At 32.8% G+C, this 24,114-nt stretch carries 24 protein-coding genes; 17 read left to right on the top strand and 7 right to left on the bottom strand.

Annotation, left to right across the window (positions count from 1 at the left end; genetic code table 11):
• Nucleotides 1–26: 26 nt before the first annotated feature.
• Nucleotides 27–614 carry a hypothetical protein gene (locus BUC29_RS15395; protein ID WP_073417067.1) on the top strand — a complete coding sequence of 196 codons (588 nt, stop codon included), beginning with the start codon at nt 27–29 and terminating at the stop codon, nt 612–614.
• 169 nt (nt 615–783) lie between these two features.
• Here the strand turns inward: BUC29_RS15395 and BUC29_RS15390 are convergent, their stop codons facing one another.
• Nucleotides 784–1,971, bottom strand: coding sequence for a DUF5009 domain-containing protein (locus BUC29_RS15390; protein WP_073417066.1), 1,188 nt, complete (start codon nt 1,969–1,971; stop codon nt 784–786).
• Between the two features lie 126 nt (nt 1,972–2,097).
• Here BUC29_RS15390 and BUC29_RS15385 point away from each other — a divergent pair, with 126 nt between their 5' ends.
• Both BUC29_RS15385 and BUC29_RS15380 read left to right on the top strand, forming a co-directional pair.
• Nucleotides 2,098–2,835, top strand: a complete 738-nt coding sequence (locus BUC29_RS15385; RefSeq protein ID WP_073417065.1) for a tyrosine-protein phosphatase — start codon at nt 2,098–2,100, stop codon at nt 2,833–2,835.
• Between the two features lie 60 nt (nt 2,836–2,895).
• Complete coding sequence (locus tag BUC29_RS15380) at nt 2,896–3,864, top strand: hypothetical protein (protein WP_073417064.1); 969 nt, start codon at nt 2,896–2,898, stop codon at nt 3,862–3,864.
• Here the strand turns inward: BUC29_RS15380 and BUC29_RS15375 are convergent.
• Complete coding sequence (locus tag BUC29_RS15375; protein ID WP_073417063.1) at nt 3,851–4,540, bottom strand: DUF4386 domain-containing protein; 690 nt, start codon at nt 4,538–4,540, stop codon at nt 3,851–3,853. The two genes, BUC29_RS15380 and BUC29_RS15375, sit on opposite strands and share 14 nt — an antisense overlap.
• Before the next feature lie 252 nt (nt 4,541–4,792).
• On the opposite strand from BUC29_RS15375, the gene BUC29_RS15370 reads away from it, so the two are divergent.
• The 3 genes from BUC29_RS15370 (at nt 4,793) to BUC29_RS15360 (ending at nt 8,032) form a co-directional block, all read left to right on the top strand.
• Nucleotides 4,793–6,655 carry an ABC-F family ATP-binding cassette domain-containing protein gene (locus BUC29_RS15370; RefSeq protein ID WP_073417062.1) on the top strand — a complete coding sequence of 621 codons (1,863 nt, stop codon included), beginning with the start codon at nt 4,793–4,795 and terminating at the stop codon, nt 6,653–6,655.
• Between the two features lie 120 nt (nt 6,656–6,775).
• The gene (locus BUC29_RS15365) at nt 6,776–7,234 is read left to right on the top strand and encodes an FKBP-type peptidyl-prolyl cis-trans isomerase (RefSeq protein ID WP_073417061.1); all 459 of its coding nucleotides are present in this window, start codon (nt 6,776–6,778) and stop codon (nt 7,232–7,234) included.
• Between the two features lie 18 nt (nt 7,235–7,252).
• Entirely contained in the window at nt 7,253–8,032 is a 780-nt protein-coding gene (locus tag BUC29_RS15360; RefSeq protein ID WP_073417060.1) for an O-methyltransferase, read from the top strand.
• A gap of 53 nt (nt 8,033–8,085) precedes the next feature.
• Here BUC29_RS15360 and BUC29_RS15355 read toward each other — a convergent pair whose 3' ends face one another.
• Nucleotides 8,086–8,751: a DUF6565 domain-containing protein gene (locus BUC29_RS15355; RefSeq protein WP_073417059.1), complete on the bottom strand. Its 666-nt coding sequence runs from the start codon at nt 8,749–8,751 to the stop codon at nt 8,086–8,088.
• A 292-nt stretch (nt 8,752–9,043) separates the two neighbouring features.
• Here BUC29_RS15355 and BUC29_RS15350 point away from each other — a divergent pair, with 292 nt between their 5' ends.
• The 10 genes from BUC29_RS15350 to BUC29_RS15305 all read left to right on the top strand — a co-directional run bounded on the left by BUC29_RS15350 (nt 9,044) and on the right by BUC29_RS15305 (nt 19,827).
• Nucleotides 9,044–9,730 carry an ABC transporter ATP-binding protein gene (locus tag BUC29_RS15350; protein WP_073417058.1) on the top strand — a complete coding sequence of 229 codons (687 nt, stop codon included), beginning with the start codon at nt 9,044–9,046 and terminating at the stop codon, nt 9,728–9,730.
• 101 nt (nt 9,731–9,831) lie between these two features.
• The gene (locus tag BUC29_RS15345; RefSeq protein ID WP_073417057.1) at nt 9,832–10,401 is read left to right on the top strand and encodes a cob(I)yrinic acid a,c-diamide adenosyltransferase; all 570 of its coding nucleotides are present in this window, start codon (nt 9,832–9,834) and stop codon (nt 10,399–10,401) included.
• Between the two features lie 172 nt (nt 10,402–10,573).
• On the top strand, nt 10,574–10,795 hold the full coding sequence (locus BUC29_RS15340) for a DUF2795 domain-containing protein (protein WP_007138072.1): 222 nt from the start codon (nt 10,574–10,576) through the stop codon (nt 10,793–10,795).
• An 88-nt stretch (nt 10,796–10,883) separates the two neighbouring features.
• On the top strand, nt 10,884–14,231 hold the full coding sequence (secA, locus tag BUC29_RS15335) for a preprotein translocase subunit SecA (RefSeq protein ID WP_073417056.1): 3,348 nt from the start codon (nt 10,884–10,886) through the stop codon (nt 14,229–14,231).
• 248 nt (nt 14,232–14,479) lie between these two features.
• Complete coding sequence (locus tag BUC29_RS15330; RefSeq protein WP_244160834.1) at nt 14,480–14,857, top strand: hypothetical protein; 378 nt, start codon at nt 14,480–14,482, stop codon at nt 14,855–14,857.
• Between the two features lie 114 nt (nt 14,858–14,971).
• Nucleotides 14,972–15,772, top strand: coding sequence for an MbnP family protein (locus tag BUC29_RS15325; protein WP_073417055.1), 801 nt, complete (start codon nt 14,972–14,974; stop codon nt 15,770–15,772).
• Between the two features lie 161 nt (nt 15,773–15,933).
• A complete protein-coding gene (locus BUC29_RS15320; protein WP_073417054.1) occupies nt 15,934–16,980 on the top strand; it encodes a cytochrome-c peroxidase in 1,047 nt (348 codons plus the stop codon).
• 101 nt (nt 16,981–17,081) lie between these two features.
• Entirely contained in the window at nt 17,082–18,041 is a 960-nt protein-coding gene (locus BUC29_RS15315; protein ID WP_073417053.1) for a transporter family protein, read from the top strand.
• A gap of 251 nt (nt 18,042–18,292) precedes the next feature.
• Nucleotides 18,293–18,928: a DUF2306 domain-containing protein gene (locus tag BUC29_RS15310; RefSeq protein ID WP_073417220.1), complete on the top strand. Its 636-nt coding sequence runs from the start codon at nt 18,293–18,295 to the stop codon at nt 18,926–18,928.
• Complete coding sequence (locus BUC29_RS15305; RefSeq protein ID WP_073417052.1) at nt 18,925–19,827, top strand: YARHG domain-containing protein; 903 nt, start codon at nt 18,925–18,927, stop codon at nt 19,825–19,827. Before BUC29_RS15310 ends, BUC29_RS15305 begins: the two co-directional genes overlap by 4 nt.
• A gap of 160 nt (nt 19,828–19,987) precedes the next feature.
• Here BUC29_RS15305 and BUC29_RS15300 read toward each other — a convergent pair whose 3' ends face one another.
• The 4 genes from BUC29_RS15300 to cysC form a co-directional block, all read right to left on the bottom strand.
• A complete protein-coding gene (locus BUC29_RS15300) occupies nt 19,988–20,650 on the bottom strand; it encodes a TrmH family RNA methyltransferase (RefSeq protein ID WP_073417051.1) in 663 nt (220 codons plus the stop codon).
• A gap of 62 nt (nt 20,651–20,712) precedes the next feature.
• Nucleotides 20,713–21,681, bottom strand: coding sequence for a sulfotransferase family protein (locus BUC29_RS15295; protein ID WP_073417050.1), 969 nt, complete (start codon nt 21,679–21,681; stop codon nt 20,713–20,715).
• A gap of 8 nt (nt 21,682–21,689) precedes the next feature.
• Nucleotides 21,690–22,373 (bottom strand): aspartyl/asparaginyl beta-hydroxylase domain-containing protein, encoded by a 684-nt coding sequence (locus BUC29_RS15290; protein ID WP_073417049.1) that lies wholly within the window; start codon nt 22,371–22,373, stop codon nt 21,690–21,692.
• A gap of 127 nt (nt 22,374–22,500) precedes the next feature.
• On the bottom strand, nt 22,501–23,025 hold the full coding sequence (gene cysC / locus BUC29_RS15285) for an adenylyl-sulfate kinase (protein ID WP_073417048.1): 525 nt from the start codon (nt 23,023–23,025) through the stop codon (nt 22,501–22,503).
• A gap of 325 nt (nt 23,026–23,350) precedes the next feature.
• Between cysC and BUC29_RS15280 the strand changes: the two genes are divergently transcribed.
• Entirely contained in the window at nt 23,351–24,040 is a 690-nt protein-coding gene (locus BUC29_RS15280) for an SIR2 family NAD-dependent protein deacylase (RefSeq protein WP_073417047.1), read from the top strand.
• Nucleotides 24,041–24,114 lie beyond the last annotated feature (74 nt).

The raw sequence follows: 24,114 nt of genomic DNA, 5'->3' as shown, positions 1-24,114 counted from the left end.
TGAGTTCAAATCAAACGTTGTTTTCTATGAAAAGTAAAATATTCTCTATACTTGGTTCATTGATTTTTACAACCATTTTGTTTGTGTTTTTAAGTTTCGCTCCTGCAGAGGAAATTTCGAACACAAAAATTGATCTTGTAAAAACTTCAACCTGGTTTATTGCAGGTCCGGCCAAAGAAAATCAGGAAACAATCAATAAAATCCGAAAAGAAAAAGCCGTAGTTAAAGTTACTGCAAAAGATAATCCGACTGGTGAAATTGAATTAAATGTAATGATTACAGAATCGGGGTCTAATGACGGAACTCCCACAAATTTATCTGACTCAAAATATGTTAGTATTACCTATAAATCTTCTCATTTAATAAAATTACAGGCAAGAGAAGGAAATCTTGAAGGAACTGGCTGTATTCACGGCGGCTCGCATCCAAGAGTTGATTTGCCTGTTTCGGATAAAAAATTCACAACGATAAAAATTCCGTGGACGGATTTTAAACAAGATGGCGATCCAAACGGGAAAACTTTAGATATTTACAATATTTGTAAATTCAACTTTGTGAATTATAATCCGGTTTCGGGAGCGGTTTTGGAGATAAAATCTGTTGTTCTAAAATGAGAGTTTTAACCGCAAAGTTCGCGAAGATTTAAGTTATAGCTAAAAATTAGCTGAGTTCTCAAAGCTTTATCAACACAAAGCTTTGAGAACTTTGCAGTTTGTAAAACTCACTTAAATAAAACTTTGTGCACTTTGCGAAAAACCTTAGCGTGCTTTGTGTTAAAAAATATTATAAATGCAATTGAATCTTAAACCTATTAAAGATTTTCATCACAAATAACATTATAGTAGAGAAAACTAATGACCAAATAATTCCAGGAACTCCTTCTCGGAAATATTCCGGAATAATGGAGATTTTAAAAGCGAGATTAAAATAATAAATAACGCCCGGCAGAATATAAATCAATAACGGATTTGCTGCTGCGGGCATAAAAAAATCACTCCATTTGGTTTGTTTTTTTACTTCCATCAACCAATACAAAAAGTAAAATAGAGTGGTACAAATTCCAGCAGAGATTAAAGTCCATGCCGGAGTTCCCTGTATTTTTGAAATTCCATAAAATTGACGCAGAAAAAAACCAAAACCAAAAAATAGAGCTATAAACGCTATTACCGTCCAATTAATTTTGTTTTCGATTTTTCGGTCAAAAAACAATAATGAAATTATAACTCCAGCTGTTACTAAAGTTGCATGGGTTAAATGTCCGGCGATAAATTTCACGTATTCTGGCAAAATTAAACCTTTTGTTAAATTAGCAGAATTTGCCGCAACACAAACTACAAGAAAAGCAATCATTGCCCATAATCTTCCTGAAACGAGCCAATAATAAATTACCGAGATAAGATAGGCCCAGCCAATTAAACCCAGAATTCCCCACCATTTTGGCGTAATTCCTATGTTTCCCGTTTCTTCCTGAACGTATAAAAAGTAAAGCATAATTAGAACTAATATTCCGCCATATTGAAGAATGTATTTCAGCCAAACCGAAAAATCTTTGGGATATTTATTCCAAATCGGAATTGGCATTGCATACGCCAAAAGTCCCCAGAAAGCAGGCGCGATTATCATTTTTGAGGTATCATACCCATATTCGGCATTTACCATATAAACGCCAATTATTATCAAAGCTAAAGCTCGTTTTAAAGTATGTGTCCAGATTACTTTTGGACTGTCACCTTTAATCAATCTGGCATTAAAAGCAAAAGGAATTGACATCCCTACAATAAATAAAAAGGCTGGAAAAACTAAATCAACAAAGGTCATGGCATCGGCATCGGCTGGCATGTGTTTCATCCATTGAGGCACATTTTTGACGCTTGCGAGTTCATTTACAAATATCATTACAAATATGGTAATTCCGCGTAAAGCGTCTATCGAAATAATCCTTTTATTGTATAAATTCTCCTTTATTTTCATAAATTTTTACTTTTTATTCAAATATAGCATAATTATAAAATGTTGGTTACGTTGTTACATAAATTTTCTTTTGAAATATTTTTTTATGGTTGAACAAAAACAATATCAATTCTTTACTTTTGCCGAATGCTTTCATTCCTTAAATCAAAACCATTTTTAAAAGATCTTTTAGCCGGCGATTATATCGACATTCATTCGCATTTACTCCCAGGGATTGATGACGGCGCCAAGAATATCAAAAAAACAATAAAACTGGCAAACGCTTTTGATGGATTGGGAATTGCTCAATTTGTTACTACACCGCACATCAGCCATTATGTATGGAACAATTCTGAGGAAAATATTATAAGTAAACTAAATGAAACTCAGCTTTTATTACAAGAAGAAGGCATCAATATTCCCTTTAAAGCCGCATCTGAATATTTTATGGATGACTGGTTTCAAAATCATTTAAAAACAGGAAAACTTTTAACTTTAAAAGACAATTATATTTTAGTTGAAATATCGTATTTAAGCGCTCCGTTAAACTTATATAAAATCATTTTTGATATTCAGCTTGCAGGCTATATTCCGGTTTTGGCACATCCGGAAAGGTATTTATATTATCATAAAAACTTTTCTGAATACGAAAAACTAAAAAAAGCCGGATGTGTGTTTCAGTTGAATTTATTGGCAGTTATGGGTTATTATGGAAGCGAAATCACTAAAACGGCCGAGCTTTTACTTAAAAAAGGCATGTATGATTTTTCTGGAACCGATGTCCATCATAGCAGGCATATAGAATCATTGCATCAAAAAATTAAGATAGATTCGAACGAAAACTTAAAAGAAGTTATAAAGAATAATCAGTTTTTTAAATTCTAAGAAATCATATTCTTCTTTAAAATTTTAATTTTATAGTAATCCAAATTTAAAAGGGATATTATGCGCAGGATTATTTTACTTTTTCTTATATCTGTTTTCTCGATTAGGTCTCAAACTTCAGGCTGTACAGATCCGCTTTCAAAAAATTACAACCCAAAATCAATTCAAAACAACGGCAGCTGCATTTACGAAAACATCAAAATAAAACCCAAATACTCTAAAAAACTAAGCGATTCTGTTAGAGAAACTTCCGGATTAATTGCTTTTGATAATTTGTTTTGGACGCACAATGACGATCATGACAAAACAATTTACGGATTGGATTCTTTAGGAAAAATTAGAAAGAAAATTGTTTTAGAAAAAGCTGTAAATCACGATTGGGAAGAGATTTCACAGGATAGTTTATACGTATATATTGGTGATTTTGGAAATAATTTTAAAGGAAACCGAAAAGATTTAAATATTCTAAAAATCGAAAAAAAATCATTTTTGGAGCAAAATCCGGTTATTGAAAAAATTTCATTTCTGTATGCTGACCAAAATGATTTTTCGGCACAAAGCCCAAATTCGACCGATTTTGACTGCGAAGCTTTTATCGTTTCTAAAGACAGTATTTATTTATTTTCGAAACAATGGAAATCGTCTAAAACCAATATTTATGTATTACCCAATCAACCGGGGAATTATATTGCAAAATTTAAAGAAACTTTAGACACAAAAGGTTTAGTGACAGGCGCAGTTTTTTTTGAAAAAAAGAAAATTTTAGCCCTTTGCGGCTATTCAAAAACCGGAAGATCGTTTCTTTATCTTTTATACGATTTTAAAAACAATGCCTTTTTATCAGGAAACAAACGAAAAATCGATCTTAAACTTCCGTTTCATCAAATAGAAGGAATTACGACAAAAGATGGACTTCATTATTTTATTACCAATGAATCTTTGGTTCGCAAACCTATTTTAAATACGCAGCAGCAAATTCACTATTTAGATTTGAGTTCACTTTTAACTGAATATATTAATCGGCAGTAAAAATGTTGTTTTTTGCCCCCATTATTAAAAGCCATAAACATGTTCCGATTTCTCCTAGAGTTGCCGGAAGTCTTACAAAAGAAGATATTCCGAGTTCTGAATAATTTGAAAACAATGCATTTCCAAAGAAATTTACTAAATAACTCACACAGCCAAGCATTAATAATATTCCGAAAAACTTGGGAATTATTCCTGATTTAAAAATCAAATAACCCAGCGGAAAAAGCCAAAGTCCCCAAAATACCTGAACAATTAGATTTCCATAATCATATTGATTGAGATAAAACATTACGAGGTCTTTTTCCTGTCCAGCCGAGCTAATTATTGAAAGCACTGCAAACTTATTCAGCATATTTACAAAAGAAATCGGCACGCTTACAATAGCCAAAACTGCCATATATAGAGCATATGTTTTATGAAACTGTTTCAGCAGTTTATATAAAACTAAAGGCAGAAATATAAAAAAAGTATAACAAATTAATCCGCTTACGATACCTAGTCTAAAAAGAAACTCAGAATTTACAATTTTGCTAAAAGTTGCAGCAGCATCATTCCAGACTATTAATTTTGAAGGAACATATCCTAAACTAAAAATCCCTGTTATTACGACTACTAAATATAACAAACCCGCAATTCTTCCTGTATTTCTAAACGATAGTTTTGATTCTTGATTCATTCTTTATGTTTTAAATTTAAATCTTTTCCTAAGAAACTTTTTTTAAATTATTTCTTTTTTACTCATATTTAAGTCTTTAACTTCGAATATGTCGGAGATAGTTTTAAATTGTTACATCTGCTTATATTTTAAAAGATAAAAACTTAAATAAGATTAACAATTCGCAAATCGTAGGATAAAAGTTTACTTTTGCAAAAAAGTTATGTTTTCAAAAAAGTCATAACGTACAATTTATAACATACAATTTACAAAGTGAATTACTTATCTGTAGAAAATATATCGAAGTCATTTGGCGAAAGAGTCCTTTTTGACAACATTTCTTTTGGAATCAACAAAGACCAAAAAATAGCTTTTATTGCAAAAAATGGTTCTGGAAAAACCACGATGATGAGCATCATTAACGGATTGGAAGAACCAGATACAGGACAGGTTGTTTTAAGAAAAGGAATCAGAATGGCGTTTCTTTCGCAAGACAATAATCTTCAGGATGAACTTACGATTGAAGAAAGTATTTTTGCTTCAGACAATGAAACGCTTAAAGTTATTGAAGCTTATGAAAAGGCTTTAGAAAATCCTTCTGACGAAGAAGCTTATCAAAAAGCTTTTGATGCTATGGATCAGCACAATGCTTGGGATTTTGAAACACAATACAAACAGATTTTATTTAAATTAAAACTGGAAGATTTTAAACTTAAAGTAAAAAATCTTTCTGGAGGACAAAAAAAGCGTCTTTCATTGGCTATAATTCTAATCAATCGCCCAGATTTATTGATTCTAGACGAGCCAACCAACCACTTAGATCTTGAAATGATTGAATGGCTTGAAAGTTATTTTGCCAAAGAAAATATTACGCTGTTTATGGTAACGCACGACCGTTTCTTTTTGGAGCGCGTATGCAACGAAATTATCGAACTTGACAACGGAAAATTATACCAATACAAAGGAAATTATTCTTATTACCTTCAGAAAAAAGAAGAAAGAATCACTTCTGAAAATGCAAGTATTGACAAAGCTAAAAACTTGTTTGTAAAAGAATTAGAATGGATGCGCCGTCAGCCAAAAGCGAGAACAACCAAATCTAAATCTCGTCAGGACGACTTTTACATTATTAAAGAAAAAGCACAAAGCCGACGTAAAGAAAACAAAGTAGAACTTGAAATTAATATGGAAAGAATGGGAAGCAAAATTATTGAGCTTCATAAACTTTCTAAAAAATTCAAAGACAGAGTTATTCTGGATAATTTCAGTTTTGATTTTCAGCGTGGCGAAAGAATCGGGATTATTGGTAAAAACGGAACCGGAAAATCGACGTTTTTAAATCTGTTGACAGGAACAATCCCACCAGACAGCGGCCGCGTTGTAAAAGGCGATACAATAAAAATTGGATATTATACACAATCCGGAATTAATCCAAAACCGGGACAGCGTGTTATTGACATTATAAAAGAATACGGAGAATATATTCCGCTGACAAAAGGAAAAATTATTTCGGCTTCGCAACTGTTGGAGCGTTTTCTTTTTGATGCGAAAAAACAATATGATTATGTAGAAAAACTGAGTGGCGGCGAATTAAAACGTTTGTATTTATGTACGGTTTTGATTCAGAATCCGAACTTTTTGATTCTAGATGAGCCAACAAACGATTTGGATATTGTAACGCTTAATGTTTTGGAAAGCTTCCTTTTAGATTATCCGGGATGTTTATTAGTGGTTTCTCACGACCGTTATTTTATGGATAAAATTGTCGATTATCTATTTGTTTTTAGAGGACAGGGCGAAATAGAAAATTTCCCGGGCAACTATTCAGATTTCCGCGCTTACGAAGACAGCGCCGATGTTGCTCAAAAAGAAGAAAACAAAGCTGAAAAAAAAGACTGGAAGCAAAATAATCCGACTGGAAATTTAAGCTTTAACGAGCAAAAAGAATATCAGAAAATCGAACGAGAGATTAAAGATTTAGAAATAGAAAAAGCTAAAATCGAACAATTATTCTCTGACGGAAAAGTGGCCGATGCTGATATTGAAAAGAAAGCAAACGAGCTGCAAAATATTATAAATAAAATTGACGAAAAAGAAGAACGATGGTTTGAACTTTCTGCGAAACTTGAAGGATAGCTATTACAAAAGATTCAAAAAGAAAGCACAGAGGTGCACGAAATTTTTATGAATCTTTGCATTTTCTTTGTGAATCTTTGAAAAACAAAACTTATTTTTAAGTACAAAAAAAATAAAAATATGAAACAACTTTTATCAGCATTACTAGCTTTAACGCTTTTTATTTCTTGTTCTAAAGATAAAGATGAAGTAAAAGATTATACTGCTCAAAACGATAAGGAGATTACCGAATATTTAGCTAAAAATAATCTAACAGCCCAAAAAACCAATTCTGGATTGTATTATATCATTGAAAAACAAGGAGAAGGCGATAATCCTGTGGCTAATTCAAATGTAACTGTAATTTACAAAGGTTATTTTACAGACGGAAAAGTATTCGATCAAAGTGATGCTGAAGGAATTTCATTTGGCTTAAATCAGGTAATTCAGGGCTGGAAAGAAGGAATTCCGTTTTTTAAACCAGGCGGAGAAGGTAAACTTTTTATTCCGGCACATTTAGGTTACGGGAGTAAAGATTACCAAAGTATTCCCGGAGGATCTGTACTTATATTTGATATAAAGCTAAAATCGGTTAATTAAGAAATTTTAAAATTCTACATGTTTTTTCAAATTAAATCTTATTTAAAATTTCTTTGGAATTCTAAAAACGAACATGGCGTTCATTCTCCATTTGTTTTTAGTTTACTAACCAAATGCTTCTATGATAAGAAACCAAAACCAGAATATCAAATTCTAAAAAACTATAGAAAATCACTTCTTGAAAATAAAAACTTTATCGAAGTAACAGATTTTGGAGCAGGTTCTAAAATCTTTAAATCAAACCGAAGACAAATTTCTAAAATTGCATCAACTGCTGGAATTTCTCCTAAAAGAGCCGAATTATTATTTCGCGTAACAAATTATTTTCAGCCAAAAAATGTTCTTGAAATTGGAACTTCATTAGGTCTGGCAACTGCTGCCCTGGCCTTAGGAAATACAAATGCAAAAGTCATTACAATTGAAGGCTGTCCAAATACGGCAAACGTTGCTCAAAATGAATTAGATAGATTTGATTGTAAAAATGTTGAAAATATAGTTTCTGAATTTGAATCTTTTTTGATTTCAGAAAATCTTAATTCTAAAATCTACGATCTAATATATTTCGACGGGAATCATTCAAAAAAAGCGACTTTAACGTATTTTGAGATTTTACTCCAAACAATCAATAACGATTCGGTTTGGATTTTTGATGATATACATTGGTCTCCGGAAATGGAAGAAGCATGGGAGACTATAAAAAATCATCCAAAAGTAAAGGTTACAATCGATACATTTCAATGGGGATTTGTATTTTTTCGATACGAACAAGAAAAAGAACATTTTGTTATTCGAGCATAAAAAAGGCGATCATTACTGATCGCCTTTTTTATACTAATTCAAAATAATTACAATTATTTTTTAGCGTCTTTATTCTCTTCAGATTTTGCACCCATTCTGTTAACGGTATACATTGGTGCAAATTTAATTTTTAGACCAGCAATTTTTCTGTTATCTTCTGCTGTAAGTCCTTCTTTTTCAACTGTATTTTTACGGCTGTCAAGTGCTTCATACATCAGTTTAACTTCGTCCCAGTCTTCACGGGAATATTTATCTTTATTATCTTCAACAGTATGAACGAACTGCTGGTAAACGCTATGAATATTTTGAGCATTCACCCAGTTAAAATTCATATCATCACCAATTTTTCCTGCTCCAAATAATGCGTCTCTTAATTGCTGTTTCGGACTTGGAGCCGGAGCTGGAGGGGCAAAAACGGTGGACATTTCATTTTTAAACTCTTCGTATTTAGTTTTGCTGGCATTTACCTTTTCGGTTGCTGCCGAATTATCTTTTAAATCTGCCAGTGCTGCCTGAGCTTCCTGAGATCTTCTATCGTATTCTGCATCAACTGCTTTCCAGTCTGCTTTTAAATTTTCTGCAGAAACATTTTTTACTGAATCAACATAGGCTACATAAGCATCAACTTTTTTTTGTGCTTGTTCTTGTTTTTCATCTTTACATGATGTTAATCCTAATACTAATAATGTAACTGCTGCAGTTATTTTGATATTTTTCATAATCTTGATTGTTTTAATTAATTGATAATCAAATTTACCAAATACACAATCAAAGAAATTACATTATTATCACATTTATAAATTTAAAAACATTTTAAAACTATAAAATTCTTAAAATAATGATAATTATGCAAAACAAATCAAGAAAGATATAACCATTTTCCAAATTAAAAACTTATAATTTTTTACGATATATTTATCAAAAAGCTTTTGTAACAAAATCCAATTCTAAACTACTTATCTTTTTAATTCAAAAGTGTTTTGTACTTTTAAATCCAAATTGTAAACCGAAATGGCAAATCCATTAATTAAAATAACCGACATAAAACGAAATTTTGTACTAGGTAATGAAATCGTATATGTTTTAAAAGGAATTAATTTAGAAATCAATAAAGGAGAATATGTTGCATTAATGGGACCTTCGGGATCAGGAAAATCAACTTTAATGAATTTATTAGGCTGTTTAGACACGCCAACTTCCGGACGCTATGTTTTAAATGGAAAAGATGTGAGCCAAATGCGTGATGATGAATTGGCCGGAATTCGTAATACAGAAATAGGATTTGTTTTTCAAACCTTTAATCTTTTACCAAGAACAACAGCATTAGACAATGTGGCATTACCAATGATTTATGCCGGATATTCAAAAACAGAAAGAAACGCAAGAGCTACAGAGGTTTTAAAACAAGTAAATCTTGCCGACAGAATGGATCACCAGCCGAACCAATTATCAGGAGGACAGCGCCAGCGTGTTGCCATTGCCCGTGCACTGGTCAATAAACCTTCAATTATTTTAGCCGATGAACCTACAGGAAACTTAGACAGTAAAACTTCTGTAGAAATTATGAAACTTTTTGGAGACATTCACGCACAGGGAAATACAGTAATCTTAGTAACTCACGAAGAAGATATTGCAGCTTATGCGCATAGAGTTATTCGTTTAAGAGACGGATTAATTGAAAGCGACACGACGAAATAATTTTAGATTTCTGATTTTAGATTTTAGATTATTTTTTAAATCTAAAATTTAAGACTCTTGCATTTCAATCTAAAATCAGAAATCTACAATCTAAAATAACCATGAAAGTATATACCAAAACTGGCGATAAAGGAACAACAGCACTTTTTGGAGGCACACGTGTTCCAAAAGACCATATTAGAATTGACAGTTACGGAACTGTCGATGAATTAAATTCTTATATAGGATTAATTCGGGATCAGGAAATTGATTCACATTACAAAACCATTTTAATCGAAATTCAGGACCGTCTTTTTACTGTTGGCGCCATATTGGCAACTCCGCCAGAAAAAGAAGTTTTAAAAAATGGTGAACTTCGTTTAAAAAATCTCGGAATAATTGATTCGGATATTGAATTACTTGAAAACGAAATTGATAAAATGGAAGAAAGTCTTCCGCAAATGACCCATTTTGTTTTACCTGGCGGCCATCCAACCGTGTCACATTGTCATATTGCGCGCTGTATATGCCGTAGAGCAGAACGTTTGGCAGTACATTTAAGCCATAATGAACACGTTCCTGAAATTGCAATTATGTATTTAAACCGACTTTCTGACTACCTTTTTGTCTTGGCACGAAAGTTGTCCTCAGACTTAAAAGCGGAAGAAGTGAAATGGATACCGAGGAAGTAAAATTTTAGATTTTAGACTTCGAATTTTAGATTTTTAAGAGTTCCTAAATCTAAAATCAAGAATCAAAAATCTGCAATTAATGGGACGTTCTTAAATTTTATTAAAATAAATCAAATTTTACTTGTCTTTTTCAGTAAAAAATTTATTTTTGCACAAACTAAACAGATAACAGATGTATTGGACATTAGAATTAGCATCTTATTTAAGTGATGCGCCATGGCCTGCTAACAAAGACGAACTTATTGACTACGCTATTAGAGCTGGTGCTCCATTAGAAGTAGTAGAAAACCTTCAGTCTATCGAAGATGAAGGGGAGATATATGAATCAATGGAAGAAATTTGGCCTGATTATCCAACAGACGAAGATTATCTTTGGAATGAGGATGAATATTAAAAAAATAAACCAAATGAAAAAGTCTCATCACAGAGGCTTTTTTTTTGGTTCAAATACACATTATATAATAAAGAAATACAAATAAATTATGAGTTTCATAAATAGCATCATTAAGGTCTTTGTAGGCGATAAATCTCAAAAAGATGTAAAAGCTTTACAGCCTTATTTAAACAAAATTAAAACTTTCGAAACTAGTTTAATGAGTATATCTCATGACGAACTAAGAGCTAGAACCGTTTATTTTAAAGAAAAAATTAAAGAAGCAAGAGCAGATAAAGATGCAAAAATTGCTTCGCTTAAAGCTGAAGTTGAAAATATTGAGGATATCGACAAAAGAGAAGATATTTATGATGCAATAGACGCTCTTGAAAAAGAAGCTTATGAAATCTCTGAAAAAACTTTATTAGAAATTCTTCCGGAAGCGTTTGCTGTAGTAAAAGAAACAGCTCGTCGTTTTAAAGAAAACTCTCATATTGAAGTTACTGCAACTGCAAAAGACCGCGAATTTTCTGCAACTAAACCTTATATCGTTATTGACGGTGAAAAATCGATCTGGGCTAACAAATGGAATGCTGCCGGAAAAGACATCACTTGGGATATGATTCATTATGATGTTCAGTTAATTGGAGGTATGGTATTGCACGAAGGTAAAGTTGCCGAAATGCAAACGGGAGAAGGAAAAACTTTGGTAGCTACTCTTCCGCTTTACTTAAATGCTTTAACTGGAAATGGTGTTCACTTAGTAACGGTTAATGATTACTTAGCAAAACGTGACAGCACGTGGAAAGCGCCTTTATTCGAGTTCCACGGATTATCTGTTGACTGTATCGATAATCATCAGCCAAGTACAGAAGCTAGAAAAAAAGCATACGATGCTGATATCACTTACGGAACCAATAATGAATTTGGTTTTGACTACTTAAGAGATAACATGGCGCACTCGCCTAGTGATTTAGTACAAAGAAAACACAACTTTGCTATTGTCGACGAGGTTGACTCTGTATTAATTGATGACGCCAGAACACCGCTTATCATTTCAGGACCGGTTCCTCAGGGAGACCGTCATGAATTTAATGAATTGAAACCAAAAATCGAGAACTTAGTTTCTCAGCAGCGTCAGTTAGCAAATGGTTTCTTAGCAGAAGCTAAAAAATTAATCAAAGAAGGAAATACTAAAGATGGAGGTTTCTTATTATTAAGAGCTTACAGATCTTTACCTAAAAATAAAGCATTAATTAAATTTTTGAGTGAAGAAGGAATCAAACAATTACTTCAAAAAACCGAAAATCAATATATGCAGGATAACAATCGCGAAATGCATAAAGTTGACGAAGCTTTATATTTTGTGATTGAAGAAAAAAACAATCAGGTAGAATTAACCGACAACGGTATCAAATATCTATCTGGAGATACAGATGCTGATTTCTTCATTTTACCGGATATTGGAACTGAAATCGCAGCTATTGAAAAACAAAAATTAGACAAAGACGCTGAAGCTGAAGCTAAAGAAAGATTGTTCCAGGATTTTGGCGTAAAAAGCGAGCGTATTCACACTTTGACACAGCTTTTAAAAGCGTATGCTCTTTTTGAAAAAGATGTAGAATACGTGATCATGGACAACAAAATTATGATTGTCGATGAGCAGACAGGTCGTATCATGGATGGACGTCGTTACTCAGATGGTCTTCACCAAGCGATCGAGGCAAAAGAAAATGTAAAAATCGAAGCAGCTACACAAACATTTGCAACCGTTACATTACAGAATTATTTCAGAATGTACAGCAAATTGGCGGGTATGACTGGTACAGCTGTTACAGAAGCTGGCGAGTTATGGCAGATTTACAAACTGGATGTTGTTGAAATTCCAACAAACCGTCCAATTGCAAGACAAGATAAAGAAGACTATATCTACAAAACTACACGTGAAAAATTCAACGCTGTAATCGAAGATGTTACCGAGTTATCACAAGCTGGAAGACCCGTATTAATTGGAACAACATCTGTAGAGATTTCAGAATTATTAAGCCGTATGCTTAAAATGAGAGGAATCACACATAACGTATTGAATGCTAAAATGCACAAGCAGGAAGCACAAATCGTTGAAGAAGCTGGTAAAGCGGGAGTTGTAACAATTGCAACAAACATGGCTGGTCGTGGTACCGATATTAAATTATCTCCAGAAGTAAAATCTGCCGGAGGTTTAGCAATCGTAGGTACTGAGCGTCACGATTCTCGTCGCGTAGACAGACAGTTACGTGGTCGTTCTGGTCGTCAGGGAGATCCGGGAAGTTCTCAATTTTATGTTTCTCTTGAAGATAACTTAATGCGTTTATTTGGTTCTGAAAGAGTTGCTAAAGTAATGGACAGAATGGGATTAAAAGAAGGTGAAGTTATTCAGCATTCTATGATGACCAAATCTATCGAACGTGCTCAGAAAAAAGTTGAAGAAAATAACTTTGGTGTTCGTAAACGTTTATTAGAATATGATGATGTGATGAACTCGCAGCGTGAAGTAGTTTACAAACGTCGTCGTCACGCATTATTCGGAGAACGTTTGAAACTTGATATTGCGAACATGCTTTATGATACTTGTGAATTAATCGTAAGCAACAACAAAGCTGGAAATGATTTCAAAGGATTTGAATTTGACTTAATTCGTTATTTCGGAATCACATCTCCAATTTCAGAAGCTGATTTTTCAAAATTATCAGATATTGAAATCACAGGAAAAGTATACAAAGAAGCATTGGCTTTCTATACAGAAAAAACAGAAAGAAGCGCCAGAGAAGCTTTCCCAATCATCAAAGGAGTTTACGAAGAACCAAACAACCATTTTGAAAGAATCGTGGTTCCGTTTACGGATGGAATTAAAACTCTTAATGTTGTTACAGACCTTAAAAAAGCTTACGAAAGCGAAGGAACTCAATTGATTGCTGATTTTGAGAAAAATATCACACTTTCTATTGTTGACGAAGCCTGGAAAAAACATTTACGTAAAATGGACGAATTGAAACAATCTGTTCAATTGGCTGTTCACGAACAAAAAGACCCATTGCTTATTTACAAATTAGAAGCTTTTAATTTGTTTAGAGCAATGTTAGACAACGTTAACAAAGAAGTAATTTCATTCTTATTCAAAGGAGATTTACCGGCTCAAAATGTTACTTCTGAAATTCAAGAAGCAAGAGAAATTCGTCAAAAAGAAAACTTACAACTAAGTAAAGACGAAATTCCAAACAGCGAAAGCATCAACCGTGAGGCTGGAGAAACTCAACAGCGTCAGGTTACAGAAACTATCGTGAGAGATATGCCAAAAATCAACAGAAATGATACTGTAACTGTTCAGGAAGTTTCAACTGGCAAAACAGAAACGATGAAATATAAAAAAGCTGAAAGTTTATTAGCTGCCGGAACTTGGGTTTTGGTTAAAGAATAATTTTTTCAGTTTACAGTCGTAGTTTATAGACTAAAACTTTAAATATATATCAAACCCGACAGGTTTATTGAAACCTGTCGGGTTTCGTTTTTCAGTATTCCGTCTAAGTTTACAGTGCAGTATTCAGTCTGCATGGAAACTAAGAACTGCAACTGTAAACTGAAAACTTTTTTCGCAAAATGACAAAAATCATAATACTTAATAATAATAAATAATGTATTTTTGCATTCGAAACAACGAAACAAACCTTGAAGAAGTTTTTTATCATATTACTTTCTTGTATCCTTTTGGTGCCATCTTTTGGCAATTTCTTTGTTTACGCTTCTTTTAAAATCAATCAGGACGAAATCGTAAGAACTATCTGTGTACAGCGCAAGCAAGTTTTTAATACCTGTAATGGCCGATGCGAACTTCAAAAAAGTTTGAAAAAATACGCCGATAACGAAAAGAAAATGCAAGACAACTTAAAAGAGAAATCAGAGGTTGTTTATATTCAAAATACAATTACTGCACAATATAAATTGATCGCTCCAATTGAACCTAAAACGCAAAACTTTGCAGTTTTAAACAAAAAACCAATTTCGGTTTCGATTGTTGCTTTTCACCCTCCTTCCCTTTTTATATAATTTTTAAAAATCAGATTTCATTTCAAAATTGAAATCAATTTTCATTGCTGTAAAGCCAATGAAAAAGCGTTTACGCATACTTAAATTTTAATTAAATTATATAAAATTCACAAAATGAAAAATACTTTATACAGAGCTTTAGCTATTGTAACACTATCTATATCTTTATTTTCTTGTTCAAATGATGACGACAATAATGTTTCAGGAAACGGAAAACTTATCTTAGAATTTGACAATGCTTACGGAGCAAATGACCTTATTTTAAATACACAGGGAAATGTAACTTCAAATAATGAAGTTTTAAAAATAAGTCTGGTTAAATATATTATCAGTAATGTTGTTTTAACAAAAGCTGATGGATCTACTTTTACTTATCCAAAAAGCAAAAGCTATTTTATTGCCGATGAATCATCTGCAGCTGGCCGTGAATTTGAACTTACAGATGTTCCTGCTGGAGATTATGTAAAAGTAAAATTCGGGATTGGTGTTGACAAAGCACAATGGGAATTAGGTGCTGCCGGTCAGGACGATTTTCTTGCTCAGGCTGATGCAGCTGGAATGATGTGGACCTGGGCTGCAGGCTATAAATTTCTTGCTTTCGAGGGCACTTTTACGTCTCCAACTGTTACAACTGCAACTCCGTTTATGATTCATACTGGAAAAACCGGAACAGATTACAACTACACCGAAGTTACTGTTGATATGCCAACAAAAGCATTGGTTCGTACTACAATTACTCCGGAAGTTCACTTAATTACTGATCTTTCAAAAATCATTGACGGTAAAAATAAAATCAAACTTTCTGACAATAACACAAACGGAATGGGTGCGATGATTATGGGCGGTACTAATTTGCCATTAATCACTGAAAACATTAGCGCAATGTTTAGAGTAGATCACGTACACAACGATTAAATTTATTTTCGGGAGCACAAAAGTTAAGGTTCCACAGAAAAAATGTCCCGCTATCCGCTATATGTTTACGTTTGTTGCTGCAAACAAAAGGATGCCGAGTATCCCGATTGCTATCGGAAGGGCTAAACCAGAACTTTTGTACTCTTTAAAACCAAAAAATCATGTTGAAAATAAAATATTTTCTTTGGCTGATCGTCCCGTTATTATGGAGTTGTTCAGATCAGGATGATGACAGTCAATATGTAAACATTCCGCTTGAATTTAAAGTTCCATCCAACTTTCCTGCACTTGCTTACAATATCGAATTAAATCCGCCAACAGAAAAAGGATTCGAATTAGGAAAAAAACTATTTTATGATGGACGTTTAGCGTCAGACGGAGTAGTTTCCTGCGGATTCTGTCATATTCAGGCCAATGCTTTTACGCATCACGGACATACAGTAAGTCACGGTGTTAATAATGCCGAAGGAACAAGAAACACACCATCAATTCAAAATTTGGCTTATCAAACCATATTTATGTATGATGGTGCTGCAGATCATTTAGATTTACAACCGCTTATTCCGCTTAAAAGTATTATCGAAATGAATGGGGATTTGAATGCGATTCTGAAAATGATGAAAGCTGATAAAGAATATCAAAAATTATTTGGGCAGGCTTTTGGAGAGAATGCTATTACAACCGAAAATATGCTAAAAGCTCTTTCTCAGTTTATGGTTATGGTAGTTTCATCAAATTCAAAGTTTGATAAATACAGAAGAAATGAAACCGGTGGAACATTGACTTCTGATGAATTGGCAGGTTATGATTTATTTAAATCAAAATGTGCGTCATGTCATGCAACCGATTTGCAGACTGATAATTCTTTTAGAAACAATGGCCTAGCTGTCAATCCGGCTGTTAACGATGTTGGCCGGTATAAAGTAACCGAACTGGCAGGCGATTATTATAAGTTTAAAGTACCAAGTTTGCGAAATGTAGAAGTTTCAGGACCTTATATGCACGATGGTAGATTTGGAACTCTTGAAGGCGTTTTAGATCATTATGCAAGCGGAATTGAAGATTCTCCAACATTAGATCCAATTTTGAAACAAAACGGAAAATTTGGAATTCCGCTTTCTACAACTGAAAAACAGCAGATAATTGCCTTTTTGAAAACATTAACTGATACTCAATATTTGACAGATAAACGTTTTGCAGAATATTAGAATAAAAATATAGCCGCAGATTTCACAGATTAAAAACCAAATTGAATCTCAATAAAAAGTCCTTATAATCTGTGAAATCTAAGGCATAAACAATAATTAAAATGAAAAAATTAGTAGTAATTTGTACTTTTTTGGTTGGGTTTTCAGCCTTTAGTTTTACTGAAAAAGATAGCATTTCGGCATTTACTTTTCATCGTTTGGAAATGATGGAAGATTTTGACTGTGATGCGTGTGGATGTTCGGCAAGCGGCGGAAGTATGGGTTTTAGTTCTATGCTTAATAATAATTTTGTTGGCGTAAGGTATTTTAAACAAAGCTATACAAGCCGCGACGGAATCTTTGCCAATTCTCCGTGGATCGATGAAAACTTCAACACTATTCAGGCTTGGGCAAGAATTCCCGTTACAGAGAAAATCCAGATTTCGGCTTTAGTTCCCTATCATTTTCATGAAAGACAATTAACTGCCGGAACACAAAGTATTGAAGGCCTTGGAGACATTACAATTATGGGGCTTTACACAATTTATGAAACCCAAAAAGACAGCACTGTTTTTTCCCATAAATTAAATATTGGCGGTGGAGTTAAACTGCCAACAGGAAAATTTAAAGAGACTAATAATTTGGGAACAATCAACCAAAGTTTTCAGTTAGGAACCGGAAGCTGGGACTTTCCTTTAGTTACCGAATATGTTATTAAACACAATAATCTTGGTTTAAACACAACGCTTAATTATATTATTAAAACAGAAAACAGTAAAAATTATCAATACGGTGATCAGTTTAACTATGCCGGAACTTTCTTTTATTTATTTGACATAAATAATTTTCAGATTGTTCCGCAAGCAGGACTTGCCGGAGAGGTCTATCAAACTAATAAGCAGCACAATCTGGATCTGCCGAATACTGCAGGAGATATTTTATTTGGAAAATTTGGTGTTGAAGCTGGAAAAGATCGTTTTTCAATTGGTATAAATGCGATGCTGCCTATTCAGCAAAATCTTTCAAATGGCAATATGGAAGCTAATTATAGATGGAGTATTAATTTGAATTACACACTTTAACATTCAACGAAGAAATAAGCTGTGAAAAGATTTTTTATCATACTCTTTTCCTCCCTTCTTTATAAGTTTCTTTGTTTATAGTTCTTTTAAACGTATCAGGAAGAAATTTCAAAAACTAGCTGCGTACAGCAAAAATTCGCTTTTAATTACTGTAAATATACATTCGTAAATTTGTGGCAAAAAACCATCCCCAATTATTAAAAGTAGTTGGGGATTTTTTATATTTAACAACTAACAAACTCTTACAAAAATTGAGAAAAAAGCTTCAGTTTTCATTAATACTAATTTGGACAATCCTTTTTAGCTATTTCTTTATTTTAATGCTGAAACTAACTTTGCAGTATATTCCATTAAAAAGTGACGCTGCTTTTCTTCAAATTAAACAAACAGAAGTTTCTGAAATTCCATATTATATTGTCTTTTTTTATATTCATGTTTATTCGGCAATTTTTGTTTTATTTTCGGGATTTTTCCAGTTTAGTGATTCTCTTTTAAAGAAAAACCCAAGCATTCACAGAAATTTTGGAAAATTATATGTTTTTGTAATTCTGTTTCTAAGCGCACCTTCGGGACTATTTATTGGCTTTTTTGCCAATGGCGGATTTTATTCCAAAATATCTTTTGTCGCATTATCTCTATTTTGGTTTTATTTTACTTTAAAAGGTTTTCTTTATATAAAAAACAAAAATATCCCACAGCACAGGGCATTTTTAATGCGAAGTTTTGCTTTAACATTTTCAGCAGTCACCTTACGTTTTTGGAAGGTTATTCTTGCATATTTGTTTCATCCTGCACCAATGGATTTATACCAAATTATAGCATGGCTGGGCTGGGTTCCGAATTTATTAATCGTCGAATACTATCTTTATCATCAATCAAAAAAATGAAAAAACTTCTTTATTTATTTTTAGCCGTTTTACTTTTTTCCTGTAATTCTAAAGAAAAACAACCCAAAATTAGTGCCGATAACAAAATACCCGAAGAAATAAGAACCGATTTTTATGGCTCATGGGTTGGTGATTTTATAGTTGCAGAACGCGATACAACTCAGCCCGAAAAAGAAAGATACATTAACAAGATTAACATTGTCATTAAAAGAATTACTGAAACAGAAGTTATAGGTCAAAGTATTGTCGCTGGTAATAACAGACCGCTCAAAGGTACTATGCGAAGAACAGGAAATACTTTTTACTTTACTCTTAAAGAACCCGGAGATGACAAAAATGACGGTGTTTTTACTTTTGAAATACAAAAAGACACTCTTCTGGTAGGAACCTGGACAGCTAATAATCCTAAAAAAGAAGTTACCAAAAGAAAATTTGAACTTGTAAAAAAACAATTCAAATATGATCCTGGAGTAATGCTGCCGGACAGCGATATGTATATCGATTATGAAAATCCAAAAGAAGAAAAAGTGACTTATGAAGAAGAAAATGATGAAGAAGAAACAGACACTACAAAAACCGAAACTTATATTGAAAGTGTATATCGCGCTGCATCAGAAAGCATTATAAAAATCAATTCATCTACACAAAAACTAAAAGAATCTGATGTTAAAAATTTAAAGAAAATTGATTTAGAAATTCTTAGAAATACAATTTTTGCCAGACACGGACTTTCGTTTAAAACCAAAACCGTTCGTCAGTTTTTTGATAATGTTGAATGGTATATTCCTGTTTCGACAAATGTTGATGACCAATTAACAGAAATTGAAAAACAAAATATCGTGTTGTTAAAACGTTTTGAAAAATATGCCCAAGATAATTATGATTCTTTTGGGAGATAGATTTTTTTTTAAAGATGCTAAGGTACTAAGGATCTAAGTTTTTTTGCCACGAATTCACGAATTTTTATTAAATACATTCGTGAATTTGTGGCTATTTTATTTAAAATTTTCTTTTTAAAAACTTAGATTTAGTACCTCAGCCTCTTAGGACCTTAGTATCTTATCTCGGATTATCCTGATAATATCTGGCTTCGATTCTTTTAATATCTCTAATCGAATTTTTAGCCCAATCCAGACGTTTTTGCAGAATTTCTTCGTCAGATAACTGCCATTTTATATCTGAATTTCGTAATCGGTTTGTTAGATTTTGGATTATGATTGCAGCCGAAACAGAAATGTTCAAACTTTCTGTAAAACCCACCATTGGAATTTTTAGGAAACCGTCTGCTTTTTCCAGAATTTCCGGTGAAAGTCCGTCTTTTTCAGTTCCAAAAAATAAAGCACTTGGTTTAGAAATATCAAAATCCTGAATCATACAATCATTTTCATGAGGCGTTGTAGCGATGATTTGATATCCTTTTTCTCTTAAATTTGAAACACAGCCATCGATAGTATCAAATCTGTTAATGTCAACCCATTTTTGCGCGCCCAAAGCAATTTCTTTATCGATTCTTTTGCCAAAACGCTGTTCAATTATATTCAATTCCTGAATTCCGAAAACTTCGCAGCTGCGCATTACGGCACTCGTATTGTGCATTTGGTATACATCTTCAACTGCTACTGTAAAATGTTTGGTGCGGTTTTTAAGTACTTCTAAAAATCTTTCCTTTCGGTTATCAGTTAATATATCTTCAAGAAAAGCGAGGTAATCTAAATCAATCATTTTATTTGTATTTGGCGCAAAAATACATATAAATAAACAGAATGAAAATTCATTCTTGTTTTCTAACTTTCTGAATGCTCCAGCAATGCATTATTCAGTTTTTCATGTAATAGAACTAGTTTCGTAAAATCAACATTAAGTGCTTCTTCTTTAAAAGAATCTCCTTTAAAATCTGCATGTTCATTTTTAGAATGTTTGTTTAAGCGTTCAAACATTTTATCAATTTCTTGATCAGCATAACGGGCATCAATAAAAGAAATAAACTTTTCGATAACGGATTTCATTCCATCATTATAATTAAGGAATGTAACATTTTGATCTGATTCATAAAAACTTAAAAAGCCCTGAAAATATTTCTCTAAAACCAAAGCGCCATACTGCTGAAAACTAATTTCATTAATTTCCTGCGGTGTAATTCCGAAAACGCTTGGCGGCAGTAAATTCGGGACCATGTGCATTCCCATTAATTTTTGGTGTGATTTTAAAACCTCTGTCGGGTTTCTGTAAAGCAATGCAAAGGGAATTTCAGGAAAAAGAGATCTCAAATATCCGGCGTCAAAAATGTGCCAGGCATCTAGTTTTAGAATAAGATTATTTTGTTCGGGAAATCTTTTTTGCCCTAAAAATTTAAGTACCGCTTTTAGGAGAGTCGTTTTTGTATCAAGTCCAAAAAGATTACTCCTTAAAATTTCATCAAAAATGGGAGCTTCAGAAACCATAATATTTTCTGAAGAAGTTGCAAGTGACTGACTCAGCATTGTAGAGCCGCATCTTGAAACATGAAACACTAAAGATTTTAAATCGACAGAAACTAATTCATCAGACCATTCAATAAGATTTTCTACAGTACTTATTACTCTAAATCGTTTTGAATTGTAGTCAAGTTTCATGCATTTTGAAATCGTCTCATCAAAAAAAGGATCGAGATATTTTATATCACCCAAATAAATCCATTCAAAATAAATATTGTTGTCTTTTTCTATTAATTTATAAGGAATCCAGTTTGAAAGAGGGTGATTTATATTTTCCATTTTTGATTTTATTTAGATTGAAGACCTGCGATAATTTTATTGTTTACTTCAGATGGATTCCGCTGAAGTTCAGCAATAATCTGTTGTTTTACCTCATCCGAAAATTCATTTTTATTTGAAGTAAAATTGAGATCAAATCCCATTTTTTCAAATAATTTATCCGACCATTCATTCCGTATGCAATCAAGTGTGAGATGAATTCTTGGTTCATCACTTTTATTTTCAACACTATGCGGAAGCTGAAAATTAGCATACCAGCACTCTCCCATTTTCATAGGAACGAGTTTTTTATCTACATAAAAAAAGACATTTGAGTTTGTTACAATTGGAATATGAATTCTAAAAAATCCATCTTCATAAGAAGTATCATTATCTCTATGTTCCTTGATTTCACTGTTTGGCCCTAACCGAAGCAAACGCACGGCTTCTTTTTCGCACTCAAACCAATCCATAATTTCTTTAAAATAATGGCACTTATCAAGCAGCGGCGTATTTTTGTATTCCTTGTTAGAAAAAGAAGTTATATCGTTTACCAAACCAGACTGCGACCGCAGCGAAACACTTGTCCAATTTCCTTCGTACCGGTTTGTATTAAAATGCGGTGTCCATAAATCATTTTCGCAAATGGTAAGTTCATGCTGCAATTTTTCGACCGAAAAAGTAATAGGCAGTTTGCTTGACGAAGGATTCATAAGCTACGAAGGATTAAATTTGAGATTTGTTTTGGTTGTGTAAATATATAAAATACACGAAACCAATTGTCGAATAAATAAGCAAAATTTTACAAATTGAGAAATTCTTATCTTACAATCTTACTGTCTAAGATAAATTGTCAATAATAAACTGGTAGAGTTTATTTGTTGAAAATGATACTGTTTCAAAATCGGTTTTTAAGATTAAATCTGCATTTTGCGGCGTTTCAAAAACATCGCTTATTCCGGTAAAGTTTTTAATTTTATTAGCATCATTATCCGGAAGCAATGCTTTTTTATACAATCCTTTCGGGTCTCTTTCAATTAAATTATCTATTGAACAATCCAGAAATATAGTTCTTACAAAATCATTTGCCCTTAATTCATTTCGAAGATTTTCATACGGATTTATTACCGACATTAATACAATTGTATTTTTTTCGACAAAGTTTTTTCCAATTTTAAATAACCTTCGGACATTTTCACATCGGTCTTCTTTAGAAAATCCCAAATCTTTACAAACCGTTTTTCTATACACATCGCCATCAACAATTTCAGCCTTATAACCGTTTTCGATTAATAAATGCCGAACATTTTCTGCCAAAGTCGTTTTTCCGGAACCCGATAATCCTGTAAACTGAATTAAAATCATTTAGAAAATCTTTTGTTTATATGAGGCATTAAAACTAGACAATCTGCAAAGTCAAAACAATAAGTATAATTACGGTTTTATTTTCTCAAAAATATTAAAAAAAAGAATCGTACAAATGTGCCGTATGACACATAATATCGGTAGAAAATATAAAATAGACACAAATTTAGCGTGCCATAGGTACGCAACAGAACTAACATTGCGTACCTTACGGCACGCCAAATCAATTCAAACACTTTTTTCTACCGATATTATGTGCCATACGGCACATTTTAATTCTTAATTTGTAAAAATCACTATTTTTATCTTTTAATAAAATTTGAAAATGAAAAAGAAACTTGTTGTTTTAACCGGCGCCGGAATTAGTGCCGAAAGTGGAATTAAAACATTTCGTGACAGCGATGGATTATGGGAAGGTCATGATGTAATGGAAGTTGCAACTCCCGAAGGCTGGCATAAAAATCAGGATTTGGTTTTAGATTTTTACAACAAGCGACGTCAGCAGTTAAAAGAAGTTCAGCCGAATTTAGGTCATCAGATTTTAGCCGAATTAGAAAAGGATTTTGACGTTTATATTATCACTCAAAATGTTGATGATCTGCACGAACGCGCCGGAAGTACAAAAGTTTTGCATTTGCATGGGGAATTATTAAAAGTAAGAAGTACAAAAAATCGTGATTTAATTTTAGACTGGACAGAGGATTTACTTACGGGCGATTTAGATGAAAATGGACATCAGCTTCGTCCGCATATTGTTTGGTTTGGTGAGGAAGTTCCCGCACTTGAACAAGCCATTGATATAACAGAAACGGCAGATTATTTTGCCGTAATCGGCACTTCTCTGCAAGTTTATCCGGCAGCGGGTTTGATTTCGTATACACCAAGTACAACTCCGGTTTTTTACATTGATCCAAAGCCCATTTCAATTCCGAATATTCGAAACAAAGTTGAAGTTATTGCTAAAGTTGCATCCGAAGGAGTTGCTGAAATGAGAGAAAAATTAAAATCGATATAAACGCAATTATTGAACACTAATTTCACGAATTAACACGAATGTTTTGCTATATCCAATAAGCAATAAAAAAATTA

The organism is Flavobacterium defluvii, from assembly GCF_900129555.1.
GTDB classification, from domain to species: Bacteria; Bacteroidota; Bacteroidia; order Flavobacteriales; family Flavobacteriaceae; genus Flavobacterium; species Flavobacterium defluvii.
This window is presented reverse-complemented; position numbering and strand designations above follow the sequence as displayed.

Excerpts from the sequence above, each read along its gene's own strand:
- cysC (WP_073417048.1), bottom strand. The coding sequence starts at position 23,025 with ATGATTTTAATTCAGTTTACAGGATTATCGGGTTCCGGAAAAACGACT.
- BUC29_RS15390 (WP_073417066.1), bottom strand. The coding sequence starts at position 1,971 with ATGAAAATAAAGGAGAATTTATACAATAAAAGGATTATTTCGATAGAC.
- BUC29_RS15325 (WP_073417055.1), top strand. The coding sequence starts at position 14,972 with ATGAAAAATACTTTATACAGAGCTTTAGCTATTGTAACACTATCTATA.
- BUC29_RS15360 (WP_073417060.1), top strand. The coding sequence starts at position 7,253 with ATGTTTTTTCAAATTAAATCTTATTTAAAATTTCTTTGGAATTCTAAA.
- BUC29_RS15305 (WP_073417052.1), top strand. The coding sequence starts at position 18,925 with ATGAAAAAACTTCTTTATTTATTTTTAGCCGTTTTACTTTTTTCCTGT.
- BUC29_RS15375 (WP_073417063.1), bottom strand. The coding sequence starts at position 4,540 with ATGAATCAAGAATCAAAACTATCGTTTAGAAATACAGGAAGAATTGCG.
- BUC29_RS15315 (WP_073417053.1), top strand. The coding sequence starts at position 17,082 with ATGAAAAAATTAGTAGTAATTTGTACTTTTTTGGTTGGGTTTTCAGCC.
- BUC29_RS15350 (WP_073417058.1), top strand. The coding sequence starts at position 9,044 with ATGGCAAATCCATTAATTAAAATAACCGACATAAAACGAAATTTTGTA.
- BUC29_RS15365 (WP_073417061.1), top strand. The coding sequence starts at position 6,776 with ATGAAACAACTTTTATCAGCATTACTAGCTTTAACGCTTTTTATTTCT.
- BUC29_RS15385 (WP_073417065.1), top strand. The coding sequence starts at position 2,098 with ATGCTTTCATTCCTTAAATCAAAACCATTTTTAAAAGATCTTTTAGCC.
- BUC29_RS15300 (WP_073417051.1), bottom strand. The coding sequence starts at position 20,650 with ATGATTGATTTAGATTACCTCGCTTTTCTTGAAGATATATTAACTGAT.
- BUC29_RS15395 (WP_073417067.1), top strand. The coding sequence starts at position 27 with ATGAAAAGTAAAATATTCTCTATACTTGGTTCATTGATTTTTACAACC.
- BUC29_RS15340 (WP_007138072.1), top strand. The coding sequence starts at position 10,574 with ATGTATTGGACATTAGAATTAGCATCTTATTTAAGTGATGCGCCATGG.
- BUC29_RS15280 (WP_073417047.1), top strand. The coding sequence starts at position 23,351 with ATGAAAAAGAAACTTGTTGTTTTAACCGGCGCCGGAATTAGTGCCGAA.
- BUC29_RS15290 (WP_073417049.1), bottom strand. The coding sequence starts at position 22,373 with ATGAATCCTTCGTCAAGCAAACTGCCTATTACTTTTTCGGTCGAAAAA.
- BUC29_RS15345 (WP_073417057.1), top strand. The coding sequence starts at position 9,832 with ATGAAAGTATATACCAAAACTGGCGATAAAGGAACAACAGCACTTTTT.
- BUC29_RS15320 (WP_073417054.1), top strand. The coding sequence starts at position 15,934 with ATGTTGAAAATAAAATATTTTCTTTGGCTGATCGTCCCGTTATTATGG.
- BUC29_RS15295 (WP_073417050.1), bottom strand. The coding sequence starts at position 21,681 with ATGGAAAATATAAATCACCCTCTTTCAAACTGGATTCCTTATAAATTA.
- BUC29_RS15380 (WP_073417064.1), top strand. The coding sequence starts at position 2,896 with ATGCGCAGGATTATTTTACTTTTTCTTATATCTGTTTTCTCGATTAGG.
- secA (WP_073417056.1), top strand. The coding sequence starts at position 10,884 with ATGAGTTTCATAAATAGCATCATTAAGGTCTTTGTAGGCGATAAATCT.
- BUC29_RS15355 (WP_073417059.1), bottom strand. The coding sequence starts at position 8,751 with ATGAAAAATATCAAAATAACTGCAGCAGTTACATTATTAGTATTAGGA.